The organism is Dactylosporangium thailandense (genome assembly GCF_059739745.1).
In genome coordinates this window covers 8061190-8077905 of sequence record NZ_AP029195.1, presented here as the reverse complement: position 1 = coordinate 8077905, position 16716 = coordinate 8061190, and the positions used below count along the sequence as shown (strand labels likewise).

The window sequence follows — 16716 nt, the reverse complement described above, 5'->3', positions numbered from 1 at the left end:
GATGTACGCGGCGCTGGCGACGACGGTCCTGGTGCTGCACTTCTGCTTCCTCGCCTACGTGGTGCTCGGCGGGTTCCTCGTCTGGCGGTGGCCCAGGGCCTTCTGGCCCCATCTGGCCGCCGCCGCCTGGGGACTCGCCGTCGTGTCGATCCCGCTGACCTGCCCGCTCACCGTCGCCGAGCACTGGGCTCGCCGCAAGGCCGGGCAGGCGGTCGGGGACAAGGGCTTCATCGACACGTACATCGAGAATGTCCTCTACCCCGAGCGGTACACGCACCTGCTGCAGGTCCTGGTCGGCGTCATCGTGCTCTTCTCCTACGCGGTCGCCCTCGCGAAGCTTCGTCACCGGCGTGCCGAGAGAAGATTGTCGTAGCCGACCGATACGGTGTGTCCATGGCGGGCCGCACCTCCCAGGCCGGCCGCGGCGGAGGCACGTCCAACGCGCGCGGCGGTTCGAACACGCGTGCTACCCCCCAGAAGCGTGCGGCGACGCCCCGTGCCCGGGCCACGCCCGCGGCCAAGGCGACCCCCGCGAAGGCGACCCGCGGCCGGGCGACCCCGCGAGCGAGCACCCGCGCCGCGACACCCGTGCGCCGGCGCCGGACCGGGACCATGGTCGCCACGCCGCTGGGCCTGTTCGGCCGGGGCATGATCGCGGTCTGGATGGGGCTCGCGCACAGCGTCGGCTGGGGCGCCCGCGCGATCGGGCGCCAGGCGGCGACCGCCCGCGACCTCGATCCCGAGCACCGCCGCGACGGCGCCGGGCTGGGCGTGATCGGGCTCGCGGTGCTGCTCACGGCGGCCCTGTGGTTCCAGGCGGCCGGGCCGGTGGGCCGATGGCTCGCCGACATCTGCCACACGTTCATCGGGGGTGCCTCAGCGGTACTGCCGGTGCTCCTCGTCATCGGCGGCGTCCGGATCATGCGCTCGACCGGGGACCCCGACGAGCGCCGCGGACGTGGACTGATCGGCTGGGGCGCCCTCTTCATCGGCGGCACCGGGCTGATGCACCTGGCCGCGGGCAGCCCCACGCTCCCGGCACGGATGGACCGGGCCGGCGGCCTGCTCGGCCGCGGCGGGGGCGGGCTGCTGCAGATGGCGGTCACGTCCTGGGTGGCGGTACCCCTCCTGCTGCTGCTCTCCGCGTTCGGCCTGCTGGTCGTGACGTCCACGCCGATCAGCCGCATCCCCCAGCGCTGGCGCCAGCTGCGCGACCTCGCGCTCGGGCGGGTCGAGGACCCGACGCTCATCGACGACGAGGAAGAGTTCGAGGAGCTCTACGACGAGCCCGAGGAGCGGCCCGCCCGCCGGGCTCCGGCCCGCCGCCGCCAGGCCGCCCGTGCCGACGGCGAGCCCGAGCCGCTGCCGCACCCGCTCGGCCTCGACCCCGACGAGTTCGACGCGGCCGCGCCCGACCTCGACCCCGAGCTCGTCCACGACACCGTGGTGCTGCAGCGGATGCCCGCCGCGGGGCGCAAGAAGAAGGAGAAGGCCCAGGCGCCCGAGAAGGAGCCGCCGGAGCACTCGCCGATGCCGACGCGGGCCGAGCAGCTCGCGCTCACCGACGCCGACTACAAGCTGCCGCCCCCGGACCTGCTCGGCACCGGCGACGCCCCGCGCGGGCGCACCCGGGCCAACGACGAGGTCATGAACGCGCTGCAGGGCGTGTTCGAGCAGTTCGGCGTGGACGCGCTGGTCACCGGCTTCACCCGGGGCCCGACGGTCACCCGCTACGAGGTCGAGATCGGCCACGGCGTCAAGGTCGAGCGGATCACGGCGCTGTCGAAGAACATCGCCTATGCGGTGAAGTCGGCCGACGTGCGCATCCAGAGCCCGATCCCGGGCAAGAGCGCGGTCGGCGTCGAGATCCCCAACCCCGACCGCGAGAACGTGGCGCTCGGCGACGTGCTGCGCTCCCGGGCCGCGACCGGCGACCACCACCCGCTGGTCGTCGCGCTCGGCAAGGACATCGAGGGCGGCTACGTCGTGGCCAACCTGGCCAAGATGCCGCACATCCTCATCGCCGGCGCGACCGGCGCGGGCAAGTCCAGCTGCCTCAACAGCCTGCTCGTGTCGCTGCTGACCCGGTCGACGCCGGACGAGGTGCGGCTGTTGCTCGTGGACCCGAAGCGGGTGGAGCTCACCAGCTACGAGGGCATCCCGCACCTGGTCACGCCGATCGTGACGAACCCGAAGAAGGCGGCCGACGCCCTCGACTGGGTCGTCGGCGAGATGGACATGCGCTACGACGACCTCGCCGCGGCCGGGGTCCGGCACATCGACGACTACAACCGCAAGGTGCGGGCGGGACAGATCACCGCGCCGCCGGGCAGCGAGCGGGAGATCCGGCCGTACCCGTACCTCCTCGTCGTCGTCGACGAGCTCGCCGACCTCATGATGGTCGCCCCGCGCGACGTCGAGGACTCGGTGGTGCGCATCACCCAGCTGGCCCGCGCGGCCGGCATCCACCTGGTGCTCGCCACCCAGCGGCCCAGCGTCGACGTCGTCACCGGCCTGATCAAGGCCAACGTGCCGTCGCGCCTCGCCTTCGCCACGTCGTCGCTGGCCGACTCGCGGGTCATCCTCGACCAGCCCGGCGCCGAGAAGCTGATCGGCCGCGGCGACGCGCTGTTCCTGCCGATGGGCGCGTCGAAGCCGATCCGCATCCAGGGCGCCTGGGTCTCCGAGACCGAGATCAACGACGTCGTGAAGTTCTGCAAGGACCAGCGCGAGCCGGAGTTCCGGCCCGACGTGACGACCAAGCGGGACGAGGGCAAGAAGAAGATCGACGAGGAGATCGGCGACGACCTCGAGCTGCTCGTCCAGGCCATCGAGCTCGTGGTGACGAGCCAGTTCGGCTCGACGAGCATGCTGCAGCGCAAGCTGCGGGTCGGCTTCGCCAAGGCGGGCCGCCTCATGGACCTCATGGAGACCCGCGGCATCGTGGGCCCGTCGGAGGGCTCGAAGGCCCGCGACGTGCTCATCAAGCCCGACTCGCTCGGCGAGGTGCTGGGCGCGCTGCAGGCCTCCGAAGACGACGACTGACGGCGGGCGGCTCGGACCGGTCCGCCTGGTGACGCCCGCGCCCGCTGTGTGTGCCTGGCGACGTCCCGGGTCGGTTGTGCCTTGCGACGTTCTCGCCCGCTGCGCCTGGCCCGCCCTCGTCGGCGGGTGCGTGCGGTCCTTTGCGCGGCGGCGACCTGGTGCGACGCGGGTTCGGAGTCGATCACGCGCGGTGGCCCGTGGGGTGACGGTCGGCGCTGGCCTAGGGTGACTCGGGTGAGGCTCAGGCGGGGGAGCGCGTAGGAGTGCTGGCCGCGTTCGTGCCGATCTGGGCGCTCACCGCCGTCGGGTTCATCGCCGGGCGCAGCGGGGTGCTCGGGGCGCCCGCCGTTGATGTGCTCGGGCGGTTCGTGTTCTACGTGGCGATGCCGGCGGCGCTGCTCAACACGCTCACCCGGCAGCCGATCGGGGGCCCCGCGGGCCGCGCGGTCGCGGCGTTCTCGATCGCCACGCTGGTCATCGGGGCGGTCGGCTTCTGCGCGGCGCGGTGGCTGTTCCGCCGGCCGCTGGCCGAGCAGACGATCGCGGGGATGGCCTGCGCGTACGTGAATGCGGGCAACCTCGGCATCCCCGTCATGATGCAGGTGGTGGGCGATGCGAGCTTCATCGCCGTGGTACTGCTGATCCAGACCACCATCCTCACGCCGGTGATTCTCGGCACGCTCGACATCGCGCAGAGCGAGCACGCCACCGGGCGCTGGCGGCGGCTCCTGACGGTGCCGTTGCGCAGTCCGGTGATGCTCGCGTGCCTGGCCGGCGTGGTGCTCGGCGCCGCGCACGTACACCTGCCGCGGCTCGTGAGCGACGCGGTCGCGCTGCTGGGCAACGCCGCGGTGCCCTCGGCCCTCGTCGCGCTCGGGCTCTCGCTCGTGCCGCGGGGAAACGGCGCCGGGGAGGCGCGCAGGCCCGTGGAGGTGACACTGGCGGTACTGCTGAAATCGCTTGTGCAGCCCCTGCTGTGCTTCCTGCTCGCGCGCGTCGTGTTCGGGCTCACCGGGGAGGCGCTGCTCGCGGTCGTGCTGTGTTCGGCGCTGCCGACGGCACAGAACACGTTCGTCTTCGCGCGCGCGTACGGCGTGGACGGCACCTTCTCGCGCGACGTCATCGTGGCGTCGACGGGGCTGTCGATGGCGACGCTCACGGTGGCCGCGACGTTGCTGCAATGAGCCGCCACGGCCGCGCGCCACGGCCGCGCGGCGCGGTCGCGCGACGCGGTCGTCTGGCGCGGAAGCGCGACGTAGGCCGCGCTTCCGCGCGACGCTTCCGCGCGACGCTTCCGCGCGACGCTTCCGCGCGACGCTTCCGCGCGACGCTTCCGCGCGACGCTTCCGCGCGACGCTTCCGCGCGACGCTTCCGCGCGACGCTTCCGCGCGACGCTTCCGCGCGACGTGTTCGCGCGACGTGGGCCGCGGCGTGGTCGTGCGGCGCGAACGCGCGACGTGGTGGCGTGACGCGGCGGTGGTGCTGTGATGCGGCGGCGGGTGCCGTGACGACCGCGTGGCGGCGGCCGGGCGGGTGGCGGCGCGGCGATGTCGCGACGGTGAGGGTGGCGGCGGTGTGCGACGTCGCCGGCAGCGGGGCGCGGGGGCCGCTTCGAGGCCGCCGCAGGGTGGCCGGGGCGTGCGACCTCGCGGGGTTGCGGTGGTGCTTCGAGGCGGCCGCGCGGTGGCGGGCGGTGCTGCTGCGATAGTTGAACGCGTGCCGGACGAGGAGATCGACGCGCTGGCGGCGCTGGCCGACCCGCGGCGGCGGGCGGTGTACGAGCATGTCGCGGCGGCCGGGGACGCGGTCAGCCGGGATCAGGTTGCCGAGGCGCTCGGGATCGGGCGCACGCTCGCCGCACATCATCTCGACAAGCTCGCCGAGGCGGGGCTGCTCGATGTGGCGTTCGCGCGGCTCGGCGGGCGTAGCGGGCCCGGGGCCGGGAGGCCCTCCAAGTTGTACCGGCGCTCCGCGGCCGAGCATTCGGTGAGTCTCCCGCCGCGGGGGTATCGCGTGCTGGCCGAGGTCTTCGCCGAGGCGGTCTCCGAGGCTGGGGTCGAGCCGGCCCTGTACGCGGCGGCGGAGCGCACCGGGGCCCGGCTCAAGGGCCAGGACGCCGAGGCGACGCTGCGGGGTCTCGGATACGAGCCGTACGCCGAGGGCGACGTGTGGCGGTTGCGCAACTGCCCCTTCGACGCGGTGGCGCGCACGCATCCGGGCGTCGTGTGCGGTGCCAACCTGGCGCTGCTGCGGGGCGCGCTCGGAAGCGGGGCGCGCATCGACCCCCGGCCGGACGGGTGCTGCGTCGTCGTGGACCGGTTCGGCGCGGGCGCGGGCGCGCGGGACGACGAGCGGGGCGATCGGCTCGGCGCGGAGGCACACGGCGGCCAGCTGGGCGCGGGCGCGCTGAACGATGCGCAGGCGCAGGGAGGCCAGCTCGGCGCGGGTGCGCGGGACGACGTGCAAGGCGAGCAGCTGCGCGCGGAGGCGCGGGCCGTCATGCAGAACGAACCGTCCGGCGCGGGCGGGGTACACGATCGGCATGCGACCGGTACTAAAAACAATGAGAGTTTGTCTTAGACTGCCGCCATGACCGCTCACCTGGCTCAGCTCAACGTCGGCGTGCCCGTCGGACCGCGCGGCGATCCCCGCATGGCGGGCTTTTACGCTGATATCGACCGGATCAACGCGGTCGCGGACGAGTACCCGGGCTTCGTGTGGCGGCTCGTGGACGACGGCGGTGCCGATGCCACCTCGTTGCGGCCGTTCGGCGGGGACCTCATGGTGAACATGTCGGTCTGGGCGTCGCTGGAGGATTTGCGACAGTACACCTTCCGTAGTGGTCACCTCGACGTTCTGCGACGACGGCGGGAGTGGTTTGTGCCGCTCGGGGAGGCTCACGCGGTGCTCTGGTGGGTCCCGTCCGGCCACCGGCCGGGCCTCACGGAGGCGCGCGAGCGGCTTGAGCTGCTCCGCAGGTCCGGGCCGACGCCGGAGGCCTTCACGTTCCGAGACATATTCCCGGCTCCCTGAGGCCGGATCCGCTCCGCAAATTGTCAGTCCCGGTCGGTACCCTCGACAGCATGTCCACCAACACTGACCGCCGCGTAGCCCTGCTCACCCTGGGCTGTGCCCGCAATGAGGTGGACTCCGAGGAGCTCGCCGCCCGGCTGGCCGACGGCGGCTGGTCGGTGACCACCGACGGGACCGACGCCGATGTGGTGCTCGTGAATACCTGCGGCTTCGTGGCCAAGGCCAAGCAGGACTCGATCGACACCCTGCTGGCCGCGGCCGACACCGGGGCCAAGGTCGTCGCGACCGGGTGTCTCGCCGAGCGCTACGGGGAGCAGCTGGCGGGGGAGCTGCCCGAGGCCGACGCGGTGCTGGGCTTCGATCATTACCCGGACATGGCCGCCCGCCTGGACTCGATCCTGGCGGGCGAGTCCATCCCGTCGCACGCCCCGCGCGACCGGCGCACGCTGCTGCCGCTGACGCCGGTCGCGCGCCGGGAGGCGACGGTCGTCACGCCCGGGCACCTGCCGGCCCACCTGCGCGGGGTGATGCGCCACCGGCTCGACCACGGGCCCGTCGCGCCGCTCAAGCTGGCCAGCGGGTGTGACCGGCGGTGCGCGTTCTGCGCGATCCCGGCTTTCCGCGGGGCGTTCGTCTCCCGCACGCCGGAGGAGATCCTGGCCGAGGCCGAGTGGCTCGGCGCCAACGGGGTGCGCGAGCTGGTCCTGGTGAGCGAGAACTCGACCTCCTACGGCAAGGACCTCGGCGACCCGCGGCTGCTGGAGAAGCTCCTGCCCCAGCTCGCCAGGACGGCCGGCATCGTGCGGGTGCGCGTGTCCTACCTGCAGCCGGCCGAGACGCGGCCCGGGCTGATCGAGGCGATCGCCACCACGCCGGGCGTCGCCCCGTATTTCGACCTGTCGTTCCAGCACTCCAGCGAGCCCGTCCTGCGCCGCATGCGCCGTTTCGGGTCCACCGAGCGCTTCCTGGACCTGCTCGCGACCGTGCGCAAGCTCGACCCGGAGGCGGGCGCCCGCAGCAACGTGATCGTCGGGTTCCCGGGGGAGACCCGCGAGGACGTCGACGAGCTCGCGCGCTTCCTCACCGAGGCCCGGCTGGACGCGATCGGCGTGTTCGACTACAGCGACGAGGACGGCACCGAGGCGGCCGGGCTGCCGGACAAGGTCTCGGCGGCGACGGTCAAGAAGCGGTACGACTGGATGAGCGCCCTCGCCGAGGAGCTCTGCGCCCAGCGCGCCGGCGACCGGGTCGGGTCGATGGTCGACGTGCTCGTCGACACGGTCGAGCGCCACCCCGACGGCGTGGACGTCGAGGGCCGCGGCGCCCACCAGGCCCCCGAGGTCGACGGCTCCACGACCCTCGTGGCGGGCGGCAACCTCGACCCGGCGTCGCTGCGCCCGGGCGATCTCGTGCGGGCCAAGGTCACGGAGAGTATCGGCGTCGACCTCGTCGCGACCCCGACTGAGCTGATCAGCCCGGCGGCGACATGACCCAGGTCAAGCCCGTGCCGCTGCTCAACGCGGCCAACGTCCTCACGGTCGTGCGCATGGTGCTCGTGCCGGTCTTCGTGCTGTGCGTCGTGGCCAGCCGGATGACCCACGACGCCTGGCAGCTCGCCGCGGGCCTGACCTTCATCGTGGCGTCCGCCACCGACTACGTCGACGGCTGGATCGCCCGCACCCACAACCTCGTCACCTCCTTCGGCAAGGTCGCCGACCCGATCGCGGACAAGGCCCTGACCGGCGCCGCCCTGGTGCTGCTGTCCGCCTACAACCAGCTGCCCTGGTGGGTGACGGTGGTCATCCTGGTCCGCGAGTGGGGCGTCACCGCGCTGCGCTTCTGGGTCATCCGGCACGGCGTCATGCCCGCGAGCCGGGGTGGCAAGGCGAAGACGGCCCTGCAGATCCTGGCCATCGGGTGGTATCTCACGCCGCTGCCGCACGGCCTGGCGCAGATCGGCCCGTGGCTGATGGCCGCGGCGGTCGTGGTGACGGTCGTCACCGGCGCCGACTATGTGATGCGGGCGATCCGGATCCGGCGCGAGTCGCTGGCCCGGGGCGGGGGCGCGGTGCTGCCCGGCCCGGGCGCGGCGCCGGCGGTGGCCCCGCAGGCGGACGAGCCGGTCGCCTAGAGAGAAGCGAGCCGGTCGCCTAGAGAGAGGGGCTCGGGTGTCAACGGATCGGGCGGGCGCGATTCTGGCGGCCCTCAAGGAGCGTGGCGAGACCCTCGCCGTGGCCGAGTCGCTGACCGGCGGGCTGCTCGCGGCGGCCTTCGTCGAGGTGCCGGGGGCGAGCCGGGTGTTCCGGGGCGGGATCGTGGCGTACGCGACCGAGCTGAAGGCCAGGCTCCTCGGGGTGCCGCCGCCGCTGCTGTCCTCGCACGGGCCCGTCGACCCCTCGGTGGCCGCGGCGCTCGCGGCCGGCGCCCGGGAGCGGTGCGGCGCGGACTGGGCGGCCGCCACGACCGGGGTCGCCGGACCGGACCCGCAGGGTGGCCAGCCGGTCGGGCGGGTCTACGTCGCCGTCGTCGGGCCGCCCCCCGGGCCGGGCGAGCCGGACCGCGTCGAGGTGCGGGAATTCACCCTTGAGGGGGACCGGGCCGCGGTGCGGGGCGGCGCGGTCGAGGCCGCCGTCGGGTTGCTGGCCGAGACCCTCGCTGTCTCATAACGGCGGGGCAGGGTGTCGATCGGCGTCTCACCAGGTACCGTGACGAGTACCAGTTTCTTCGCGGTCTTGCCAGCTGCGTCAGAGGGGGTGCCACCGTGCTGCTTCGTCGGGTGATCGGTGACGCGCTGCGAGCGCGACGGCAGGCCCAGCACCGGACCCTCCGTGAGGTGTCCACCGCGGCCAACGTGAGCCTCGGCTACCTCTCGGAGATCGAGCGCGGCCAGAAGGAGGCGTCCAGCGAGCTGCTGGCCGCCATCTGCGAGGCCCTGGGCGCCGCGTTGTCCGAGGTGCTGCGGGATGTGAGCGACACCCTGGCCCTGGCCGAGGATCTGCCGCCGGTGCTCGTGCCGGTCGGTGCCCCCGAGCCGGTGCCGGATTCCACGTCGGGCGCCAACGAGGCGCCGGCGGGTCAGCCCGAGCCGGTGCCCGCGGCGACTGCGGCCGGCGATGCGCCCCAGGCTCGGCTCGTGCGCGGCGCGCCCAAGGCGAAGATCGCCGCGGATGCCAAGCTCTCTGTGGCCGTACGTCATGATGGGCCGCTGCGGACCACGCTGCGTGCGACGCGGGGCCCGGTGGACCGCGAACGCGACGTCGTCTACGCCGCCTGAGCGTCTCGGCCGGCATCGAACCGTGCCGCCTGAGGGTGCGGGGATCGGCGCCGGCCGCCGTGTGTGAGCGCGCCGGGGTCCGGCGGGGATTGATCGGGATTCGACGCGACCTGCCACACTTGGGGCCGTGAGCTACCCGAACCGGCGGCGTAACCCGCTCCCGATCATCCTCGCCGCCGTGATCGGCGTGTTCGCGATCTGCGGCGTGTACCTCTTCCTTGCCAACCGCGGCGACGACAAGGGCGGCGACAACAAGGCCGACAACCCCCGTCGCGAGGGCTGCATCACGCTGAACATCACCGCGTCCAGCGAGAAGGCCGCGCTGATGACGGAGTTCGCGAAGAGCTACATCAAGTCCGACCGGCGCTTCGACGGCAAGTGCGCCGACCCCGTGGTGCAGACCAAGGCCTCCGGCGCGGCGCTCGACGCGCTCGCGGCCGGCTGGGACACCAAGAAGGACGGCGCGCAGCCGGCGGTCTGGACCCCCGCGTCGGCGTCGTGGGTCGCGCTGCTCAAGCAGCGCCTGGCCAGCGGCGACAAGGGCGGCCTGGTCCCGGACGGCAAGCTGCCCATGATCGCGCAGTCGCCGTTGGTACTGGCCATGCCCAAGCCGATGGCCGAAGCGCTCGGGTGGCCGGACAAGCAGATCGGCTGGGGCGACGTCTTCGGGCTGATCAACGACCCGAACGGCTGGGGCTCCAAGGGCCACCCCGAGTGGGGCAAGTTCCGGCTCGGCAAGACCAACCCGCACTTCTCCACGTCGGGGCTCAACGCCACGGTCGGCGCGTACTTCGCCGCCACCGGGCGCTCGACCGACCTCACCGACAAGGATCTCGCCGACCCGAAGGTGCTGCAGTACGTCAAGTCGGTGGAGTCCAGCGTCGTGCACTACGGCGACACCACCCTGACGTTCCTGTCCAACCAGCTCGCCGCGGACCAGGGCGGGCGCGGGCTCAACTACGTCAGCGCGGTCGCGGTCGAGGAGAAGTCGGTCTACGACTACAACACCGGCAACCCGACCGGCGACCCGGCGCTGGCCGGCAAGGGGGCCAAGCCGCGGGTGCCGCTCGTCGCGATCTACCCCAAGGAAGGCACGCTGGTCAGCGACCACCCGTACGTGGTGCTGAGCAACGCCAGCGACGAGCAGAAGGCCGCGGCCGCCGACTTCCTCGCTTACGTGCGCGACGCGGGCCAGCAGAAGCGCTTCACCGACCTGGCCTTCCGCACCTTCGAGGGCAAGGCCGGCTCGGCGGTCACGCGCGAGAACGGGCTGCTGCCGGACGCGAAGTACACGGTGATCGACCCGCCGTCGCCGCAGGTGCTCGAGAAGGCGCTGACCACGTGGGACGCCCAGCGCAAGCGGGCCAAGGTGCTGCTGGTCCTCGACGTGTCCGGCTCGATGAACAACGACGCCGGCAACGGCCAGACCCGCATGGAGCTGGCCAAGCAGGCGGCGCTGCAGTCGCTGACGCTGCTCGCGCCGGACGACGAGGTCGGGCTGTGGACGTTCTCGACCGAGGTGGCCGGGGCCAGCACGCCGTACAGCGAGCAGGTGCCGGTCGCCGCGCTGTCGGCCAACAAGGCGAAGCTGGAGCAGGTGATAAGGGGTATCAGCGCCGAGGGCGGAACGGCCCTGTACGCCACCACGCGGGCCGCGCAGCGCAAGATGGTCGAGCTGTCCGACCCGAGCCGGATCAACGCGGTCGTGGTGCTCACGGACGGCAAGAACGAGTACCCGAAGGACAGCGACCTCGACGCGCTCGTGCGCGACGTGGACACGTCGGACAAGGAGATCCCGGTCCGCGTGTTCACCATCGCCTACGGCGGGCAGGCCGACCTCGGCACGCTGCAGAAGATCTCCTCGGCCTCGCGCGCGGCGGCGTACGACGCGAGCGACCCGACGACGATCAACAACGTGCTCGTCAACGTCCTCAGCAACTTCTGATCCTCAGGTCGAAGGGGCACACTTACCGTCGTGGGCGTCAAGGAGCAGCTGACCGAGCCGTGGGGACTCGTCGCCGCGGGCGTGCTGGGGGGCATGGGCGGTGCGGTGGCGGCCGCCCTGGCCCCGGCCGGCCTGCTCGTCGGCGTGCCGGTCGGGCTCGCGGTCGCGGGCGCGGTGTACGGGATTCGGGTCGGCCTCGGCGTGCTCACCGACCGCGGCGGGTCATCGCCCCGGCCGGTGAACGCCGCGCCGCCCCCGAGCCTGCCCACCCCGCCGCGGGGCAGCGATGCCGAGCGGTTCCTCAAGCGCGCCGAGGCCGCGGTGCGCACGCTGCGCCGCCAGGCGGAGGGCACCGGCGATCCGATCCTGAGGAGCCAGATCTCCGAGGTCGACGACTCGGCCGCCGGTGCGCTCGGGGACCTCGCCCGCTTCGCGGGGCAGGTGACGCTGATCGACCAGACGGCGGCGGGGATCAACACGCAGCGGCTTCGGCAGGAGTACAACCAGCTCCAGCGCGGCCTGTCCGGCCTCGCCCCGGGACCGTTGCGCGACGAACGGGAGCGGGCCCGGCGCGCCGTCGCGGACCAGCTCGACGTCGGTCAGCGGCTGCGCGAGGCCCGCGAGATGCTCCTGGCCCGCATGCAGTCCGCGGTGCTGGGCATGGAAGGCCTGGTCGCGCGGATGGCGGAGCTGGTCGCTCTGCACGCGACCACGGTCGGCGGCGCACCGCTGACCGCGTCCAAGGTGGCGGAGCTCACGAACGACCTCGAGGGCCTGCGCGCCGGCCTGGCCGAGGCCGAGCGGCTGTCGCGCTCGGCGCTCTCGGGTGGGGATGTCCCGGGTCCACAGCCCTGAGATCCCCCTGACTTGTGTCCGCAATGTACGTGTTTGGCAGTGATTTTCCGGGGGTTGGCCCGCGACCGGACGTGACGCTCTAGCGCGAGCCTGACACGATAGAAGCTGCACGTCCCCGTGCTGGCCGAGAGAGGACCGCGAAATGGCGAATCCGTTCGCTAAGGGCTGGAAGTACCTCATGGCGCTGTTCGGTGCCAAGATCGACGAGTACGCCGATCCGAAGGTGCAGATCCAGCAGGCGATCGAGGACGCGCAGCGTCAGCACCAGGCGCTCGTGCAGCAGGCCGCGGCGGTGATCGGCAACCAGCGGCAGCTGGAGATGCGGCTGTCCCGGCAGATGTCCGAGGTCGAGAAGCTGCAGGGTTCCGCGCGGCAGGCGCTGATGCTCGCCGACAAGTCCCGCGCCGAGGGGGACGAGGCGAAGGCGACGCAGTACGAGCAGACGGCGCAGGTGTTCGCCACCCAGCTCGTCGCGGCCGAGCAGGGCATGGAGGACCTCAAGACCCTCCACGACCAGTCGCTCAACGCCGCCGCCCAGGCGCGCAAGGCGGTCGAGAACAACGCGATGATGCTCCAGCAGAAGCTCGCCGAGCGCACGAAGCTGCTCAGCCAGCTCGAGCAGGCGAAGATGCAGGAGACCGTCGCCAAGTCGCTCGAGTCGATGAGCGGCCTCGCCGCCCCCGGCAACACCCCGTCGCTGGACGAGGTGCGGGAGAAGATCGAGCGGCGGTACGCCAACGCGATGGGCCGCGCCGAGCTCGCCTCGAACTCGGTGGAGGGCCGCATGCTCGAGGTGCAGCGCTCGACCCTCGACATGGCCGGCAGCTCCCGCCTCGACCAGATCCGCGCGAGCATGGCCGGCGAGAAGCTCGCCGCCGCGCCGGAGTCGCCCTCGGTCGCCTCGGCCGGGCCGAAGGACGCCAGCATTTCCCGGCTCGACGAGATCCGGGCCAGCATGAAGGACAAGCAGGCGGGAGACTCGGCCAGCGCAGGCTGACCGGGATCGGGGGGCGGTCATGGCCAGCGATCGGACCAAGCACCTCAAGCGGCTGCGGAAACTGCACCGCTCTGCCCGCGGCTGGACCGTGCGCGCGGGCCTGCTCACCGGGGCGACCGCCGTCCTCGTGCCGTATGCCGGCCTCGGCCTGCCCGACGCGTTCTGGGCGGCCGCGGCCGGCGGCTCCATCGCCATCGCCTGGTGGCGCTGGCTGGACTTCCGGGCCTTCCGTGCGCTGCCGGTGCCGGCCGAGCCCGATCCGGCGCTCGCGGGCACCATGGCGCGGGAGAAGCTCGTCGGGCTCGTCCAGCGGCTTCCGGCCGGGCGCACCGCGATCGCCGAGTTCGACCGGCAGCGCGACGTGTTCAAGCTGCGGGGCCTCACCGTCGCCGAGCCCTGGCGGCGCCTGGACCGCGCCGCCACCATGCTCAGCGGGCTGGTCGGACGACTCGGGCCGGCCGCCGAGGGAGCCGTACTGGACGCGGCGGTGGCCGAGCGGCAGCTGCGCGATCTCGCCCAGCGGTGCGCGTCCGTCGAGCGCACGATGCGCATCGGGCCCTCGGGTGATGCGCTGCGGCCCGCTCATCGGATGCTCGCGGAGCAGCTCGAGCAGGGGGTCACCGCGTACGAGCAGTTCGTGACCGCGGCCGCTGGGTGTGTTGCCGAGGACAATGCGGCGGTGGGCAGTCTCGCGGATGCGACGGCGTTCTTGCGCGGGGTTGCGGAGGGGCTTGCGGATCTGCGCAGTCCTCAGGCTGCGCCTCGCCCGCAGACCGCTTGATTCCGGGGCTTGCGGACGGGGCTTGCGGATCTGCGCAGTCGTCGGGCCGCGCCGCGTCCGCAGACGGTTTGAGCCCGAGGTTGCGCCGCGGCAGGGTCGCGCGGAGGGGACTTGCGGAGCTGCGCAGTCCTCAGGCCGCACTGCGCCCGCAAACCGCTTCATTCTGAGCCCGCGCCGCGCCGGGCCTGATTCCGCGCCGCGCCGGGCCTGACTCCGCGCCGCGCCGGGCCTGACTCCGCGCCGCGCCGGGCCTGACTCCGCGCCGCGCCGCGCTTGGCCGCGGAATGGCGTTCCGTTCACCGAAAAGTCCGACACTTCGTGATCGGACTTTTCGCATTTATGCCCCGACAGGCGAAAAATCCGAAAAGTCGTGGCGCGGAGCGCCCGACTTTTCGAAGATCACTCGCGAGGTCACTCCGTCGGCAGCAGGTAACGCCAGCTCGCCCGGACCACGGTGCCGTCGGCCATACGGTACGTCGGCCAGGCCCCGCGCTGGTCCAGGTCCCGCGTGAGCATGCGCACCGCCGCCCGCGCCGCGTCGCCGTCCAAGTCGGTGCGGCGCAGGCCCTCCGCGTCGGGGGACGGCAGCGTGACGCCGCTCGGCCACGGGTTCACCGTCGCCGACGGGCTCGGGTCGGGCACGATCGGGGTGCCGGTGCCCGCCTGCCCTTCGAGCGCCGGAACGGCCACGACGCGGACGCGGGTGGCGAGGTACGGCTGCGCGGTCGCGGACACCGTCTTGTGCACGGCGGCGAGGCGGTCGCGGGCGTCGTAGAGCACATCGGCGTACACGTGATCGGATTTGAGCTCGTCGAGCCCCTCGGCCGTGAACGTCAGCGGCCCCGTCGGCGACCACACCGAGACCTTCGTCACGGGCGCGTCGGCGATCGTCATGGAGGGCGTCGGCTTCTTCTGCGAGGCGCCCGCGCGCAGGTCGTCCGCGATGCCGCCGGCGAGGGTGCGCAGCTGGTCGGGGTCCAGGCGGGAGCGGTACGTCGCGTCCGCGATGGCGTCGCCGTCGCCGTAGACGACCAGGCGGGGCGGGCGCAGCGCGGCGATCCCGGCCGCGGTGAACCCGCCGGTGAGCTCCCAGGTCGCGATCGGCTGGTCCTGAGGCGGGTTGAACGAGGTCGTCGGGGTGGGCGTCACCAGAGGCGCACCGTCGCACGCGGACAGCGTGGCCGCCGCGAAGAACCCGGCGAGCAGGCCGCGCCGGGTCATGCGGTGATCCATCGCGCCCCTCCCCATGAGACGTACCGGCCAGCACCCTACCCGGTGCGCGCGATCTCGAAGCACGCCGGTCACGGGGGTAACAACCGCCGAGCGGCCGATGCGGATACGTCGCGAAATAACGGGGCTTCAAATTTGGCTTAGGGAATGGGGCATTCCGGGGCAGGCTGGATAGCGTGACGAGGGTGCACATGCCGTACGACATCCAGCGCTTCTGGCTTGTCGACCTCGACGCCGAGGGCGACCTCGTGCTCGTGCGGCCGCGCGGTCACGTCCGGTCCGGGGGTCCGTTCCCCGGCTGGCAGTGCGGGCACCAGTACGTGATGCGATCGTGGTCACCGCCGGTCCAGCGGCGGATGGTGGTGCGGCACCGCCGGCAGGGCTGACCGGCGCGCTCGAACACCCAGTTGGTCTCGCCGCGGCGCAGCGAGCCCGTCGTGGTCTGGGTGAAGCGGCCCCGGTTCGAGTTGAGCAGCGCGTGGGCCTTCGCGACCAGCGCGCCCGGGTCCGCGACCTCGCCGGTGGGCGTCCACGGGGACACGCCGCGCAGGAACAGCGTTTCGGCCTTGTACAGGTTCCCGATCCCGGCGAGGTTGCGCTGGTCGAGCAGCGCGTCGGCGATCCAGCGCTCGGGCCTGGCCAGCAGCCGGCGCACCGCCTCGTCGGCGTCCCAGTCCTCGCCCATCAGGTCGGGGCCGAGGTGCCCGACGAGCCGCGCCTCCTCGCGCGTGGGCACCAGGTCGAGCTCGTGCAGGTGGAAGCCGACGGCGACCGCGGCCGGCGTGTGCAGCGCGACGCGGATCAGGTGCGCGGGGCGGCCGGTCCAGCGCTCGCCCGGCCCGTACGTGCGCCACGCGCCGTCCATGCGCAGGTGGGAGTGCAGGGTGAGCGGCTCCCGGCCGTCCTTCGTCAGCCGCAGCAGCAGGTGCTTGCCCCGGCACGCGGACTCGGCGACGGTCCAGCCGGACAGGTCGGCCGCCGCCAGCCGCGGCACCCGGAAGTCGCTGCGCGTGATGGTCTGGCCGGTGATCACCGAGCCGAGCACGCGCGCGGTGTTCCAGACGGTGTCACCCTCGGGCACGCGTCAGCCGCCGGCCGGGGCCACGGAGTAGCGCTGCAGGTGCCCGCGGGCCTCGAGCGCGGCGACGACCGAGTCGGCGTCCGAGCGCGACTCGAGGCGGGCCACCTCGTACCGCTCGCCGTCGTCGCCCTCGCGCAGCACGAGCCACAGCCCGGCCTCGACGCGGGCGCGCACCTTCCGGGCGTCCTTCTCGGCCTGCCGGAGGTGGCCGGCGGCCTGCTCCTCGGCGATGCGCAGGATCTGGTCGACCCGGGTGCCGAGACCGGAGAGCGTCGGGCGGCCGTCCTCGCCCTCCTCGCTCGGCTCGTAGGTCGCCGGCCCGCTCGCGGCGAGCATGACGAGCCCGATGACCGTCGCGGCGACGCCCGTCCACAGGGCCGTGGCCTGCGCCCGGGACGCGGCGAGCTGCGAGCCGGCGAACAGCCCCACGCCGAGCCCGATCAGCACCAACGCCACACGCCTCATGACACTGAG

The 16716-nt window shown here is 73.0% G+C and carries 17 protein-coding genes; 14 read left to right on the top strand and 3 right to left on the bottom strand.

Annotated features, from left to right (window positions below; translation table 11 throughout):
- Position 1: 1 nt before the first annotated feature.
- From AC6JBM_RS35905 to pspM, 14 genes are all read left to right on the top strand, one after another.
- Entirely contained in the window at positions 2-373 is a 372-nt protein-coding gene (locus tag AC6JBM_RS35905; RefSeq protein WP_497978393.1) for a DUF2784 domain-containing protein, read from the top strand.
- A gap of 20 nt (positions 374-393) precedes the next feature.
- On the top strand, positions 394-3045 hold the full coding sequence (locus tag AC6JBM_RS35900; protein WP_497978392.1) for an FtsK/SpoIIIE family DNA translocase: 2652 nt from the start codon (positions 394-396) through the stop codon (positions 3043-3045).
- A 263-nt stretch (positions 3046-3308) separates the two neighbouring features.
- The gene (locus tag AC6JBM_RS35895; protein WP_497978391.1) at positions 3309-4229 is read left to right on the top strand and encodes an AEC family transporter; all 921 of its coding nucleotides are present in this window, start codon (positions 3309-3311) and stop codon (positions 4227-4229) included.
- Positions 4226-4534, top strand: coding sequence for a hypothetical protein (locus AC6JBM_RS35890; RefSeq protein WP_497978390.1), 309 nt, complete (start codon positions 4226-4228; stop codon positions 4532-4534). Before AC6JBM_RS35895 ends, AC6JBM_RS35890 begins: the two co-directional genes overlap by 4 nt.
- A 228-nt stretch (positions 4535-4762) precedes the next feature.
- Positions 4763-5626: a helix-turn-helix transcriptional regulator gene (locus tag AC6JBM_RS35885; protein ID WP_497978389.1), complete on the top strand. Its 864-nt coding sequence runs from the start codon at positions 4763-4765 to the stop codon at positions 5624-5626.
- A gap of 9 nt (positions 5627-5635) precedes the next feature.
- Complete coding sequence (locus AC6JBM_RS35880; protein ID WP_497978388.1) at positions 5636-6079, top strand: DUF3291 domain-containing protein; 444 nt, start codon at positions 5636-5638, stop codon at positions 6077-6079.
- 50 nt (positions 6080-6129) lie between these two features.
- Positions 6130-7569 (top strand): 30S ribosomal protein S12 methylthiotransferase RimO, encoded by a 1440-nt coding sequence (rimO, locus tag AC6JBM_RS35875; RefSeq protein ID WP_497978387.1) that lies wholly within the window; start codon positions 6130-6132, stop codon positions 7567-7569.
- On the top strand, positions 7566-8210 hold the full coding sequence (pgsA, locus tag AC6JBM_RS35870) for a CDP-diacylglycerol--glycerol-3-phosphate 3-phosphatidyltransferase (RefSeq protein WP_497978386.1): 645 nt from the start codon (positions 7566-7568) through the stop codon (positions 8208-8210). Before rimO ends, pgsA begins: the two co-directional genes overlap by 4 nt.
- Before the next feature lie 37 nt (positions 8211-8247).
- On the top strand, positions 8248-8745 hold the full coding sequence (locus AC6JBM_RS35865; RefSeq protein ID WP_497978385.1) for a CinA family protein: 498 nt from the start codon (positions 8248-8250) through the stop codon (positions 8743-8745).
- 95 nt (positions 8746-8840) lie between these two features.
- Positions 8841-9353, top strand: a complete 513-nt coding sequence (locus tag AC6JBM_RS35860) for a helix-turn-helix domain-containing protein (RefSeq protein WP_497978384.1) — start codon at positions 8841-8843, stop codon at positions 9351-9353.
- A 127-nt stretch (positions 9354-9480) separates the two neighbouring features.
- A complete protein-coding gene (locus AC6JBM_RS35855; protein ID WP_497978383.1) occupies positions 9481-11298 on the top strand; it encodes a vWA domain-containing protein in 1818 nt (605 codons plus the stop codon).
- Between the two features lie 30 nt (positions 11299-11328).
- A complete protein-coding gene (locus AC6JBM_RS35850; protein ID WP_497978382.1) occupies positions 11329-12153 on the top strand; it encodes a hypothetical protein in 825 nt (274 codons plus the stop codon).
- A gap of 142 nt (positions 12154-12295) precedes the next feature.
- Positions 12296-13150 carry a PspA/IM30 family protein gene (locus tag AC6JBM_RS35845; RefSeq protein ID WP_497978381.1) on the top strand — a complete coding sequence of 285 codons (855 nt, stop codon included), beginning with the start codon at positions 12296-12298 and terminating at the stop codon, positions 13148-13150.
- A 19-nt stretch (positions 13151-13169) separates the two neighbouring features.
- Positions 13170-13931, top strand: coding sequence for a phage shock envelope stress response protein PspM (gene pspM, locus AC6JBM_RS35840; protein WP_350621981.1), 762 nt, complete (start codon positions 13170-13172; stop codon positions 13929-13931).
- Between the two features lie 411 nt (positions 13932-14342).
- Here the strand turns inward: pspM and AC6JBM_RS35835 are convergent, their stop codons facing one another.
- From AC6JBM_RS35835 to AC6JBM_RS35825, 3 genes are all read right to left on the bottom strand, one after another.
- Complete coding sequence (locus tag AC6JBM_RS35835; RefSeq protein ID WP_497978380.1) at positions 14343-15164, bottom strand: hypothetical protein; 822 nt, start codon at positions 15162-15164, stop codon at positions 14343-14345.
- Positions 15165-15429: 265 nt separating this feature from the next.
- A complete protein-coding gene (locus AC6JBM_RS35830; RefSeq protein WP_497978379.1) occupies positions 15430-16242 on the bottom strand; it encodes a DNA-formamidopyrimidine glycosylase family protein in 813 nt (270 codons plus the stop codon).
- A gap of 3 nt (positions 16243-16245) precedes the next feature.
- On the bottom strand, positions 16246-16698 hold the full coding sequence (locus AC6JBM_RS35825) for a hypothetical protein (RefSeq protein WP_497978378.1): 453 nt from the start codon (positions 16696-16698) through the stop codon (positions 16246-16248).
- Positions 16699-16716 lie beyond the last annotated feature (18 nt).